Raw genomic sequence first — 13,736 nt, 5'->3', positions numbered from 1 at the left:
CAAAAATATGCTTAAAAAACTGTTAATAACTGCATCTAGCGCTGCATTGATGTCTCTGGTAATAGCTGGATCAGCATCAGCCGCTAGTTTAAACTTACTTGTTAACGGTAGTTTTGAATCCCCTGACATTCGTCCCAGAAGCTACTCAACCATTAACCCTATTCCAGGATGGAGTCTTACGCCTGACTCTGCTCCCGGTGCTGGTATTGAGATTCAAGATAATGTTGCTGGGAGTCCATTTGCTGGTAGTCAATTTGCCGAGCTAGACGGTAGGGCTACATCGGGAATTTTCCAGAATATCTCGACAGTTGTGGGTCGTCAGTATCAGTTGAGTTTTGCCTTTTCACCACGTCCTGGGGAGAGAGACAATAGACTGAATGTTTTTTGGGATGGAGCGACCGTAGCAAATTTAACAGCTAGTGGTGCGGGGCGTTCTAACACAAATTGGAACGTTTTTACTTACAATTTAGTAGCCAATGACACTATAACCACTTTACGGTTTGATAACTTTGGTGAGTTGTCTAATACCCGCGGAACTTACATTGATGATGTTAGTGTTGTAGCCGTGGCTGTTCCTGAAGCAGGATCTATCCTGGGCGTGCTAATGGTAGGTGTTTTTGGGGCTAGTTCAGCTATCAAGCGTAAACATGCTTAATTAAGGAAAGTGCGATCGCCTGATATTGTAGGGTACGTGATATTTCATTCACGTACCTTTTTGCATTAAAACTGCGATCGCCTGCTCTTGTAGAATTACCAATATGAAAATAGTGAGAAAAATCTGGGACATTCCCAAGATTTTTTATGTAGGAATTGCTATTTTAATTAGCATACTTTTAATTATAAATTTTTCCACCCATACTGTTGAAATCAGCAGCATTGATTTCATCGGAGAAGCCACATTATCCAAAGGATTATCTTTCCAAAAAACCGAAGTTGGTGGTTTATCAGGCATTACTTATGATGCTAAAAATGACCTTTATTATGCTATTTCCGATGACCGAGGGCAAAAAGCTCCTGCAAGGTTCTATACTTTAAAAATTAATTTGAGTAAAGGTTTGCTAGAAAACGGTGATGTTATGCCTGTTGGGGTAACAATGCTGTTAAATCAAAATGGTCAAAACTTTCCGCCAACAACAACCGATACAGAAGGGATTGCTTTAACTGATAAAGATACTGTCTTCATATCTTCTGAAGGTGATGTTGAAAAATTAATTAATCCTTTTATTCAAGAGTTTTCCTTATCTTCTGGTAAAACAATTACAACACTACCTATACCAAAAAAGTTCTTGCCAGATAAAAGGGGTAAAACTGGTATACGTAATAATTTGGCGTTTGAAAGCCTGACTATTACACCCAACAATCAGCATTTATTCACCGCAAATGAAAATGCCTTAATTCAAGATGGGTCAGTGGCGAAACCAAATGTTGGTACACCTTGCCGAATTTTGCAATATAACCTGCTTACTCAGCAACCTGAAAGGGAATTCTTATACCAAACTGAACCAGTTGCACCCTTACTAGACATAACGGGTAGATTTGCTAGTGGCTTACCCGATTTACTCGCCTTAGATAATCAAGGACACTTCTTGAGTATAGAAAGGTCTTTTACTGGTTTAGGATTTGCCATTTTTCTATTTCAAGTTTCCTTAGCCGATGCTGATGATATTCACAATATCAGTAGCCTTTTAACCAACTCCCAAAATATTCGCCCAGTTACAAAAAAACTCTTATTAGATTTGCGAACATTGGATGTAGCCCTAGATAATATTGAAGGGTTAACACTCGGCCCTTGGCTACCTAATAGACAGCGTTCATTAATTCTTGTCAGCGATAATAATTTTAATTCTCTACAACGTACTCAGTTTTTAGCTTTTCAACTTAAAATTGAACCACTAATTATCAGATGGTTTCGCCGGATATTAAATTTTTCCTAATTGCTAAATTATCAGGAGATTTGCATTAATTTTCAGGCGATCGCTTTTGAAAATATTTTCAGTAATTATCACTATTAACCGTAGATTTACTGTTATTAGAGAGGTACCACCTTCAGATCCTCTTTCGTTTCAGTGGATTTCCTCATTTATTTTGCTTAATTAATATGTTACATAATGTTTAAGCAATTTTGCAGAAAAATCATTCACTCTTTTATTAAACCTTTATTGCCTTTTAAAGTGAGTTTTATACTTTATAATTGATTCTCTAAAATTAGTGAAATTATTCATGGTTACAATTAAACCTTGAGCAATATGTATCCAAAAATTTTATAGCGTAACATTTCCAAATATGGTAGTGCCTAAAACCGAAATAGATGTTTATATTGGAAAGTTTTTAAATAATCGCTATTTAATAAAAGATTTAATTGGTAAAGGCGGTATGGGTAGGGTTTACTTAGCAGAAGATGCAGCTAAGGGCGGAATTTTAGTAGCTGTCAAAATTTTAATGCTAAGTCTAGGAAACCAGCAAATATCGCAACGTTTTGCCAGAGAAATTTTTATTGGCGCTCAGTTAGGTCGTAAAAGCAAAAATATTGTTCAGGTATTAAGCTATGGCATGACAGATGATAAAACACCTTTTTATGTCATGGAATATCTGCAAGGTAAAAACCTCAAGCAGATTCTTAAAGTACAACCATTAACACTTGTCAAGTTTGTCGACATTTGCCAGCAAATTTGTTTAGGTTTACAGTGCGCTCATCAAGGTATCAGCCTTAAAGGAGAAATTTATCCGATTGTTCATCGAGATATTAAGCCAGAAAATATATTTATTATTGATGATGGCAAACACGGCGAAATTGTTAAAATTCTTGATTTTGGCATTGCTAAATTTTTAACAGAACGCAGTGGGATGACCCTGACTGATTCTTTTATTGGGAGTTTGCCTTATTGCTCTCCAGAACACATGGAAGGACGTAAACTTCTAGATGTCCGTTCTGATATTTACAGTTTGGGTGTATTAATGTTTGAAATGTTGACAGGTAAACATCCATTTCAAATAGAAAGTAATACCTTTGGTAGCTGGTATCAAGCGCATCGTTTTCAAGCTCCACCAACACCAGAACAAGTAAATCCCGAAGTCAAAATACCTCAAGTATTAAAAAAATTATTACTAACTTGTTTAGCTAAAGAAGTTAATGAACGCCCTCAAACTATTAGTCAAGTTTTAGTAGTTCTAGAGAAAATTAAACGACAGGTTGCCAGAGATTTTTCGCTCGAAAATGATAGCGTTTCATCTCCTGTTACCTTAGTACCAGTAACTTCAATTTCTGAAAAAGAATGTTTACAAAAAACATGGCCTAAAAATAAACCAATTGCATCTATTGGTTTTCCACATTTATTACATACTACCCAAGGAGTTATCCCAACTTTTTGGGCAATGTTACCTAAACAAGAAATTACTAATTTTTCTGATAAATATCACAGTACAGAATTTATTGACAAAATGAATTTATACCCCATGCTGTTATGGGTTACAGTTCTATACAATGCTCAATTCTCTCTGACTAAATGGCTATCTTATTTCTTAGATTTAAAAGATAATAGAGGTCAGAGAATTGCTAAACTTTTAGCAGATAGAGGTTACTATCATCTACTATTTTTCGCTCTGGAAGAACCAACTCAATGTGCTAATGTGATGACCTTAACTCTGACAGCCAAGCAAAGACAGCAACTTACTGATTGGCTGGAATTAGAGGAAAAATCTCATGAGGCGATCGCATCTGAACAAGCTAAAACTATTTTGAAAGCAGAATACCTAAACTTAAAATCAGAAATTTTACAAAAATTAGTAGAAAGACAACAAATTGCCAAACTTGGTTTTAGAGCTTGGTTATCTCAACTATTTGATAAAATCCTCCAAATTATATCACGTTCTTAAAAATAAATTTGAGATGGAGTGAATTTGTAGTTATTTAATTACGGCAATATTAGAGGTTGTAAAAGTGAATCAAAGTGCATTCATCTCTCCACACATTACAGGATTGCTGGCCAATCGCTATCAGCTTAAACAGTTGATTGGTAGTGGTGGCATGGGTGAAGTTTTTTTAGCAGATGATATTTTACTAGGTGGAACACCTGTTGCCGTCAAATTTTTAACTCAAACATTTTGTGATGAAAAAATGCAGCAAGACTTTGCAAGGGAAGCAATGTTAAGTGCAGCTTTAAGTCAAAAAAGTCTCCATATTGTGCGAGCCTACGATTATGGTGTGAGTGCCGAAGGTAAGCCATTTTATGTGATGGAATATCTTAATGGTAAAAGTTTAAAAGATTTAATACCTATGCCTATACCTAAGTTTTTGACGTTAACGCGTCAGATTTGTTTAGGTTTACAATGCGCCCATCAAGGTATTAATATTGATGGCAAAATTTATCAATTAGTTCATAGAGATGTTAAACCCGCTAATATATTAGTCTTGCCTGATCCAATTTTAGGAAGATTAATTAAAATTCTTGATTTCGGGATTGCTAAATTTATTAATTATACGAACAGTATTAATACTAATAAAGGTTTTCATGGCACCTTGCCATACTGTTCTCCGGAACAGTTAGAAGGCACAGAAATTGATAGTCGCTCGGATATTTATAGTTTAGGTGTGATGATGTTTGAGATGCTGACAGGTGCTAAACCTTGGCAGCCAGAAACAGATTTATTTGGGGCTTGGTATAAAGCACATAACTTTGAAGCACCAAAGGCGATCGCAAATGTTAGCCCCCAACTCAAATTACCCCAACAACTCAATAATCTCATCATGGCTTGCTTGGCTAAAAAACCAAGCGATCGCCCTCAAAATATGACAGAAATTCTGCAAGTTCTAGATAGTCTCGAAAAGTCGAGTTGTCAGAGTTTACCCACACCTTTAGCATCACAATATAACCCTAGTTTGACTTTTGGGGCTGATTTGCCTCCAGTACTAAAAACAAACTTTGAACAACTGCGATGGCCACAAAATAAACCCATTCAAGAAATTGTATTTCCCCAAGTTTTAGACCAGTCACAAGGCAATTTGCCAGCCTTGTGGCTGATGTTACCTAAACAAGAAATCAAAAAACGAGTTTTGTGTCAGCGTTACAACCATTTTGTTTTTATTACAGCACCACACCCAATGCTGCTGTGGATCACCCTCCTCCACGATCCAGAAATTGGCTCGAAATGGCTACCTTGCTACTTAGATATGCAGAATCCTCAAAACCAAGAACTGGTTTCTCGTTTAATAGAACATGGACGCTATTCCTTAATTTGCTTTACCTTGGAAGCACCTCATAGCTGTGTCACTGTTTTGAACACTCACATTATTAATACCCAACGACAAAGATTAAAACAGTGGATTGAACAAAGTAAAAGCCAGCCTCAGTCCGATCAAGCCTTGAACAGTAAGAATTTGTTAAAACAGCAGTATAAACAAATACAAGTTCATATCCTAGAACATTTATCCTCTAAATCAAAGATTGTGGCTGCTTCAACAACTTAGAAAGTTATATAAAAGACCACTTGCAAAAATTCGTTTAAACGTTATAATAATAAACTGTTGAGTAAAAATCGCAGCCCTAAAAGCTTAGGTAAACAAAAAAGCAAAAAATACTTGACAAATCAAAAGAAAAGTGCGACAGTAATAAAGTTGCAAATTAAGGGACTGTAGTTCAATTGGTTAGAGCACCGCCCTGTCACGGCGGAAGTTGCGGGTTCGAGCCCCGTCAGTCCCGTTAAAAAACCAAATTAGTTAATAGCAATTGCTAATGTAAGCGTTATTTATAATTAGCCTGTTATTTTTGAATCCTCTGACATTAGTTTAATACTCAGCTCCGAGAGGGAAGTCAAAGTGAGAGTGAAAACCTACACTTCTAAAGTGTCACTTGCCACAGGTATATGAACCTGAGTGACTCAGCACTTGTTATATTGATCATGCTTTTGTGAAAGAGAGAATTAACTGTGACTGTTAGAGTCCGTATTGCGCCAAGCCCAACTGGAAATTTACATATTGGTACAGCCAGAACTGCTGTATTCAATTGGCTATTTGCCCACCACCACGGTGGCAAGTTTATTTTACGCATCGAAGACACAGATTTAGAGCGATCGCGCCCCGAATACACAGATAATATCCTTGCTGGCTTACGCTGGCTGGGACTGAATTGGGATGAAGGCCCTTTTTTCCAATCCCAACGTTTAGACCTTTACAAAACAGCAGTACAAAAGCTTTTAGATCAAGGTTTAGCTTATCGTTGCTACACCACCTCAGAAGAATTAGAGGCACTGCGGGAAGCCCAAAAAGCTAGAGGCGAAGCCCCCCGCTACGACAACCGTCATCGTCACCTCACCCCAGAACAAGAAGCTGCTTTCAAAGCTGAAGGGCGTAACTTTGTCATCCGCTTCAAAATTGATGATGACCGCGAAATTGTCTGGAATGACCTAGTACGCGACAAAATGGTTTGGCGGGGTAGTGACCTGGGTGGTGATATGGTAATTGCGCGTGCCTCAGAAGATGGCATTGGTCAACCACTGTATAACTTTGTCGTGGTGATCGATGACATTGATATGCAAATCACCCATATCATCCGGGGCGAAGACCACATTGCTAACACCGCTAAACAAATTCTGTTATACGAAGCTTTAGGCGCAAACATCCCAGAATTTGCCCATTCACCACTAATTTTGAACATGGATGGGCGCAAGTTATCAAAGCGAGATGGAGTAACTTCTATTTCTGACTTTCAAAAAATGGGCTTTACAGCGGAAGCTTTGGTAAATTATATGACTTTGTTAGGCTGGTCGCCACCAGAGTCTACTCAAGAAATATTTACTTTAGTAGAGGCTGGCAAAGTTTTCACCTTTGACAGAGTCAATAAGGCAGGTGCTAAATTTGACTGGGCAAAACTCGATTGGTTGAACAGTCAATACATCCACAATATGCCAGTAGATCAACTCACAGATTTACTGATTCCCTATTGGCAAGAAGCTGGCTACCCAGTTGCGGAAGGGCGAGAACGTCCTTGGTTAGAGCAGTTAGTCGCTTTAATTGGCCCTAGCATGACTCGCTTAGTAGATGCTGTAGAAATGGGTAAATTGTTTTTCAGCGACACTGTAGAATTGAGCGAAGAGGGCAGTAAACAACTGCAACAAGAAGGTGCTAGTGCTGTTTTGAGTGGGATACTCGCCGCCTTAGAAAATCAGTCCCAACTAACTGAAGTTGTTGCTCAAGACATAATTAAACAGGTGGTTAAAGAACAGAACGTGAAGAAAGGCTTAGTGATGCGATCGCTCCGAGTCGCTTTAACTGGAGATGTTCATGGCCCCGACCTGATCCAATCTTGGTTACTGTTAAATCATCTTGGTTTAGATAAGTCAAGATTGAATCAAGCAATGAGTTTGTAATTTGTCATAGCGTCTTTACTTTCAAGAAAGACAGGGGTGTAAGGGTGCAAGGGTGTATGCTCATATCTTGCACCAAGCCCTAGCCATAGAGAAATCGCGGCTAGACAATAGACCTTGCTGTAGCTAACGCTTAACTAAACTAGCGATCGCACTTACTAGAGCATCTGGATCGACTGGCTTGGGTATGTGCAATTGAAATCCGGATGTGAGTGCTTGCTGTTGGTTTATTTCCCCAGCGTAGGCTGTGAGGGCGATCGCGGGGACATTTCCGCCTTGTTGGGGCGATCGCTGGCGTAATTGACGAATTAGCATATAACCGTCTACTTCGGGCATTCCAATATCACTAATCAAGATATCAGGTAAGGACTGCGACAGTTCATTTAGGGCTGCGGTTGCGGATGTGACTGCGGTAACATCCACACCATAATCATGCAAAATAAACGTAATTAAGTCGCGGATATCAGGTTCGTCATCCACTACTAAAACTTTGATACCGGCAAGATGGGGAGATTCAGACTCAGAAGATAAAAATTCATTCTCTCCTCGCTTGACTGGTTCGTTAATCACTAACAAAGGTATCCTCACTGTAAAGGTAGCACCCAAGCCCTCACCGGGGCTGTCTGCCTTAACTGTACCGCCGTGCATTTCTACTACCTGACGGACAATCGCCAATCCTAAACCCAAGCCGCCAAATTTCCGGGTTGTAGTCCCATCTGCTTGACGAAAATAATCAAAGACGAATGGTAAAAATTCTGGTCTAATGCCTTTTCCCGTATCACTAACTTGAATTTGCGCTTGACCATCAATTTCTTTAACTTGAATTTCTATCTGTCCAGATGCTGGGGTAAACTTAACTGCATTGGAAAGTAAATTCCACACCACTTGTTGTAAGCGATTTGGATCACCCATAACTTGACCGATATTAGGGTCAAACACGGTATGAATTTGCATAGATTTGGCTTCTGCTGCCAAGCGTACTGTTTCTAACGCTGCTTGCACAACCATTACCAAACTTACTGGACAGACATTTAAGCTTAATTTTCCTTGCAGGATGCGCGAAACATCTAATAAATCTTCAATTAATTGAGTTTGTAATTTGGCGTTGCGTTCAATAGTTTCTAAAGCTTGTTTCGTAGTTTTTTCATCAAACTGACGATTTCGCAGCAATTTCGCCCAGCCTAAAATTGGGTTGAGTGGAGTCCGCAGTTCGTGGGAGAGAACCGCGAGAAATTCATCTTTAATGCGGTTAGCAAATTCTGCTTCTTGACGGGCGATGCGTTCTGTTTGTAAGAGTCGATCGCGTTCTTGTTCAGCGCGTTTGCGATCGCTAATATCTAAAACAAAAGCCACACCCCTGTCTTGACAGTCGGCTAACAACGCTATTCCTAAAACTACCGCTACTCGCTGACCGTTGCGGTGGATATATTCTTTTTCGTAAATCTGCGAAACTCCGTTTTTTTGGACTTCTGCTAGGGCGTGATTGTCTAAAATTAGATATTCTGCTGGTGTGAGTTCTCGCCAATCAATTTTCCCTACAACCGCAAACTCATCACGGGTGTAACCAACTAATTGTAAATAAGCATCGTTGGCATCAGTAATATAGCCTTCCATATTCCAAAAAGCTACGCCTATCAAGTTAGACTCAAACAAGCGGCGGAATCGAGCTTCGCTTTCTCGTAACGACTGTTCAACTTTTTTATGTGCAGTAATATCACGCGAGACGATAATTACACCTTCAATGCTTTGAGTATGATTGCGTAAGGGCGTGAGAATATATTCGTAGTCACGCAATCCTTCGATTGTGAGTAGTTGACATTCATCCTTGACTGATTCTCCAGATTCCATTACAGCTTGTTGCTGAGTTTCCACTTGTTCAGCAAAATCATTCGGTAAATTCAAGTCTCGTAAGGTTTTACCCAAAAGTTCCTGGGGTTGTAAGCCTAAGATAGCCGCGCCACCATGACTAATATACTGATGGCGACCTGTGCGATCAAATATATAAATATGATCTACGGACGTTGCCAAAATAGCATTTAACAAATTTGCTTGTTCTTGAACTTGGCTGGTGAGTTGGCGAGTGTTTTCTTCTGTCTGTTTATATCCAGTAATATCCATACATACGCCGAACATCCGCACCGCCTGTCCCTGCTCGTCATAGTAAAATTTTCCCTGAGAAGAAATCCAATGCAGGCTTTGGTCAGGCCAGATAATCCGAAATTCGTCTTTATAGTCAGTTTTGTTTGATAAAGCAGCAGTAATATTTATCGTGACAGATTTTCTATCTTCAGGATGCAGACAAGCTAAAAAGGCGGGGTAAGTGCGTTCAAAGCTACCTGGAGTTAAACCAAATAGCAGTTCATGACTTTCCGACCAAATTAATTTATCGGTAAAAATATCCCAGTCCCAAAAACCCATCCAAGCAGCATCTATAGCCAATCTCAAGAGTTGTTCACTTTCTTGTAGGGCGACTTCAACTTGTTTTCTTTCAGCTTTTTCTTGTTGAAGTTGTTGCAGCGTCCATGCCATATCTGCTTGACTATGAGGATTAATATTTGCTGTTGTCAGTTTTGCTTGTAGTTCAATTAATTGCACCTCAAGTGCAACTTGCTGACACTGATAGTGAATTTCTAAATGTTCTAACTCTGCAACACGCTGCCGTAAAGCTGCTAATTCATCTCGATCATGGTCTGGCATCTTGAAAACCACTTGCAATAAATAATCTCAATTGACACGGCAGAGACCCTATCGTGTGAATGAGTATGGATTTTTTTGGGCAAAAATACAATCTCTCACTGGGTACATAAAGTATTCAGCCGCAAGGTATATGTTCAATTTATCAGGCTAGGCGATCGCTTCATTTACCCCAATTAATTTCAACTCAGGTCTAACTGAAGTTCCCCAAGATTAATGCCCATCAACCAATAATTGACGATTGCTTTGCTAGGATAATGCAGGCGATCGCGAATCAAAATTATGGGAATTAGTCAATAGTTTTTTGTCAATGGTCAAAAGGCCAAATTTTACACTTCATACTTTTCCTTGTGTCAATATTGGAATCAGACTGCGTTGCATTTAGCTAGGCAAACGAAATGCTGGGAAACACACTTGTTGGAAGATACCAAATTATTAGCCATTTGGGAGGTGGGGGATTTGGTGAAACCTTTGTAGCTTGTGACACTCAACTTCCAGGTTCGCCGCAATGTGTTGTCAAGCAACTCAAACCCCAAGTTAGCAATGCAGCCACATTAGAGATAGCTAGGCGTTTATTTGACACAGAAGCTCAAGTTCTTTATAAATTAGGCACGCATGATCGCATTCCCCAACTGTTAGCATATTTTGAAGAGAATGCCGAATTTTATCTTGTACAAGAATTTATCCCTGGTCATGATTTAAGTAAAGAGTTGGTTCCAGGAAAAACTTTCAATCAAGACCAAGTTATCTTACTCTTACAAGAAATATTAGAAATATTAGAATTCGTTCATCAACAAAATGTTATTCATCGTGATGTTAATCCCCGCAATTTACTCAGGCGGGATGATGATAACAAGTTAATTTTAATAGATTTTGGGGCTGTGAAACAAATCACTACTCAAGTAGTAACGCCCGAAGGACAAACAAAGGCTACCGTTGCAATTGGTACTCCTGGTTATCTGCCTAGCGAACAGGCGCAAGGTACACCAAAATTTAGCAGTGATATCTATGCAGTGGGGATGATTGCAATACAAGCTTTAACTGGATTACCTGTTGAAGAACTAGAAAAAGATGCCGAAACGAATGAAATTATTTGGGAAAATAAAGTGCAAGTTTCACCAGAGTTATCCAGATTTTTAAATAAAATGATTTGTTATGATTTTCGGCAAAGGTATACTTCAGCAAGAGTAGCATTAGAAGCATTAAAAAAAATTAATCAGCCTGAGAATAAAACCGTTAATATATCTCCTAAACTTTTGCCAAAAAAACTTAAGGTTGGCAAGTCTGATAAAAGTTTAGTTGTTAAATTATTCTGGGCTATTTTTTTATTAGGAATTACTGGCATAGCATCTTTATTTGTGGTGAATAAAATTAATGCTAATAATGCAATAGAATTATCAAAGCAAGGAAATACCCTGTTTGAATTACAACGCTATCAAGATGCTTTATCAGCATACAAAGAGGCAGTGAATATTAGACCAGATTATGCTCAAGGCTGGAATGGTCAAGGTAAAACATTATTTAAATTAAAGCAGTATGATGAAGCTCTGACTGCTTATGAAAAGGCAATTCAAATTCAGCCAGATTATGTAGATGCTTGGAGTGGTAGAGGTTTTACCTTACAAAAATTACAACGCTATCCAGAAGCGATCGCAGCTTTTGATAAAGCTTTACAACTCCACGATGATTACCCAGAAGTTTGGAATGCGAAGGGTGAAGTATTTAGCGAATTAAAGCAATATGATAACGCAATTAAAGCTTACGATAAAGCCATAGATTTAAAATCAGATTATGTCGAAGCTTGGTATAGTAAAGGCTTGGCGTGGCAAAATTTAAAAAATTATGATGAAGCGATCACCGCCTACAATAAAGCCCTAGAAATTAAATCTGATTATTACCAAGCTTGGTATAATCGAGGCAATGCTTTGGTAAATTTAAACCGCTACGAAGATGCTTTTACAGCTTATGATAAAGCGGTACAATACCAGCCGAGTTATTATCCAGCTTGGTTATCGAGAGGCAATGTTCTCATCACTTTACGACGCTATGCAGAAGCAGTAGAATCATTTAACCAAGTAATCAAAAATGATTCAGATAACTATCAAGCGTGGTATAATATTGGTTGGTCACAACATCAATTGCAACGCTACGCAGACGCAATTACAGCTTATAATAAAGCCGCAAGTATTAAACGCAACGATGATCAACTGTGGTACAGTTTGGGAAATTCTCAATATAATTTGCAGAAATATCCAGAAGCGATCGCAGCTTATAATAGAGCATTACGCTACAACCCCAAACATTACGAAAGTTGGTATAGCCGAGGCAATGCCTTACTCAATTTAAACCGCTATCCAGAAGCGATCGCATCTTATAATCAAGCTATTAAATATAAGCCAGATTATCAAGAAGCGATCGCTGCACGTAATCAAGCTGAGAATCAACTACACAAAGATAAATCAAAACCCATCAATGTTCCCACGATACCTAATGCAAATTAACCGCAGATGGACGCGGATGTAGCGTTAGTGGCTCACCGCAGGCTACGCAGATAATCAGAGAAATTAGGTTAAATCCTAGGGATAGCGAAACCCAACAAAGTTTGGATAATGTTGGGTTCCGTTCCTGTGGACTAACTTCGATTATCTATTTGAGCGCGTTGTAAACTACCAGAAAAGTCAACATACACACTCTTCCATTCTGTGAACACATCTAAAGCTGTGGTTCCGGCTTCTCGGTGTCCGTTACCTGTTTGTTTCACACCACCAAAAGGTAAATGTACCTCTGCGCCAATAGTCGGGCCATTAATATAGGTAATACCTGCTTCAATGTCGCGCATTGCGGTAAACGCCCGGTTAATATCGCGGGTATAAATTGAAGAAGAAAGACCGTAATTAGTATCATTGAGAATAGCGATCGCTTCTTCAAAAGAATTAATCTCAATTAATGCCACCACAGGCCCGAATATCTCTTCACGGGCAACGCGCATATCTGGTGTAACATTATCTAAAATCGTTGGCAAAAAGAAATTCCCCTCTTTTAGTTGTCCTTCACTAGTTATTCCCCCACCAATTAATATTTTTGCCCCTTCTTCACGGGCGATGTTCATATATTCATTCACCCGTTGCAGTTGCTTTTGATTGATTATCGGCCCAATTTCTGTATTTGGGTCATTACCAGCACCCAAGCGTAACTTACTAGCACGCTCATACAGCATAGCCGTAAACTCTTCTTTAATGTCACGATGCAATATTAGCCGACTCGTAGCTGTACAACGTTGCCCAGTTGTCCCAAAAGCCCCCCAAACAGCACCGTCTAAAGCCAGTCCTAAGTCTGCATCTTCCATCACAACTTGAGCATTTTTGCCGCCCATCTCCAAACAGACACGCTTGTGAGTGCGTCCGCAAGTTGCGCCCACAAAAGCACCTGTTTCCGAAGAACCAGTGAAAGAAACTAAATCAACATTGGGATGTTCGACTAGGGCTTTACCGACTTCTTCACCAACACCATGCACTAAGTTAATTACACCGGCTGGTAAACCTGCGGCGGCGAAAATTTCTACCAGTTTCGTTGCACAAGCAGGAGTATCTTCTGCGGGTTTGAGGACGACGGTATTACCGCATACTAAAGCTGGCAGAGCTTTCCAGCAAGGAATAGCCACAGGGAAATTCCACGGTGTAATT

8 protein-coding genes and 1 tRNA gene (1 of these 9 running past the window's edge) are annotated in these 13,736 nt (G+C 39.2%); 7 read left to right on the top strand and 2 right to left on the bottom strand.

All coding sequences use genetic code 11. From position 1 onward, the window contains the following. Positions 1-7 precede the first annotated feature (7 nt). The 6 genes from AC504W_RS01555 to gltX all read left to right on the top strand — a co-directional run bounded on the left by AC504W_RS01555 (position 8) and on the right by gltX (position 7,362). A complete protein-coding gene (locus tag AC504W_RS01555) occupies positions 8-655 on the top strand; it encodes a DUF642 domain-containing protein (protein WP_494875903.1) in 648 nt (215 codons plus the stop codon). Between the two features lie 103 nt (positions 656-758). Beyond that, complete coding sequence (locus tag AC504W_RS01550) at positions 759-1,934, top strand: esterase-like activity of phytase family protein (RefSeq protein ID WP_494875901.1); 1,176 nt, start codon at positions 759-761, stop codon at positions 1,932-1,934. Between the two features lie 349 nt (positions 1,935-2,283). Next, positions 2,284-3,873, top strand: a complete 1,590-nt coding sequence (locus tag AC504W_RS01545; RefSeq protein ID WP_494875899.1) for a serine/threonine protein kinase — start codon at positions 2,284-2,286, stop codon at positions 3,871-3,873. A 64-nt stretch (positions 3,874-3,937) separates the two neighbouring features. Further along, positions 3,938-5,464 carry a serine/threonine protein kinase gene (locus AC504W_RS01540; RefSeq protein ID WP_494875897.1) on the top strand — a complete coding sequence of 509 codons (1,527 nt, stop codon included), beginning with the start codon at positions 3,938-3,940 and terminating at the stop codon, positions 5,462-5,464. A gap of 158 nt (positions 5,465-5,622) precedes the next feature. After that, a tRNA-Asp gene (locus AC504W_RS01535) sits at positions 5,623-5,696 on the top strand. 226 nt (positions 5,697-5,922) lie between these two features. Further along, complete coding sequence (gene gltX / locus AC504W_RS01530; RefSeq protein WP_494879517.1) at positions 5,923-7,362, top strand: glutamate--tRNA ligase; 1,440 nt, start codon at positions 5,923-5,925, stop codon at positions 7,360-7,362. A 123-nt stretch (positions 7,363-7,485) separates the two neighbouring features. On the opposite strand, the gene AC504W_RS01525 is transcribed toward gltX, so the two are convergent. After that, the gene (locus AC504W_RS01525) at positions 7,486-10,056 is read right to left on the bottom strand and encodes a PAS domain-containing hybrid sensor histidine kinase/response regulator (RefSeq protein ID WP_494875896.1); all 2,571 of its coding nucleotides are present in this window, start codon (positions 10,054-10,056) and stop codon (positions 7,486-7,488) included. 395 nt (positions 10,057-10,451) lie between these two features. On the opposite strand from AC504W_RS01525, the gene AC504W_RS01520 reads away from it, so the two are divergent. Continuing rightward, positions 10,452-12,554, top strand: coding sequence for a tetratricopeptide repeat protein (locus tag AC504W_RS01520; protein WP_494875895.1), 2,103 nt, complete (start codon positions 10,452-10,454; stop codon positions 12,552-12,554). 131 nt (positions 12,555-12,685) lie between these two features. Here the strand turns inward: AC504W_RS01520 and AC504W_RS01515 are convergent, their stop codons facing one another. Next, a protein-coding gene (locus tag AC504W_RS01515; RefSeq protein ID WP_494878521.1) for an aldehyde dehydrogenase family protein crosses the window boundary here: on the bottom strand, positions 12,686-13,736 show its 3' portion. The gene runs 446 nt beyond the window's last position; the window shows 1,051 of its 1,497 coding nt (coding positions 447-1,497); its start codon lies beyond the right edge, outside the window; it ends in the stop codon at positions 12,686-12,688.

Source organism: Nostoc sp. C96, from assembly GCF_059384975.1.
This window is presented reverse-complemented; position numbering and strand designations above follow the sequence as displayed.

What these genes read in the sequence shown, in the direction of transcription:
- AC504W_RS01555 (WP_494875903.1), top strand. Translation starts at nt 8, where the DNA reads ATGCTTAAAAAACTGTTAATAACTGCATCTAGCGCTGCATTGATGTCT.
- AC504W_RS01550 (WP_494875901.1), top strand. Translation starts at nt 759, where the DNA reads ATGAAAATAGTGAGAAAAATCTGGGACATTCCCAAGATTTTTTATGTA.
- AC504W_RS01545 (WP_494875899.1), top strand. Translation starts at nt 2,284, where the DNA reads ATGGTAGTGCCTAAAACCGAAATAGATGTTTATATTGGAAAGTTTTTA.
- AC504W_RS01525 (WP_494875896.1), bottom strand. Translation starts at nt 10,056, where the DNA reads ATGCCAGACCATGATCGAGATGAATTAGCAGCTTTACGGCAGCGTGTT.
- AC504W_RS01520 (WP_494875895.1), top strand. Translation starts at nt 10,452, where the DNA reads ATGCTGGGAAACACACTTGTTGGAAGATACCAAATTATTAGCCATTTG.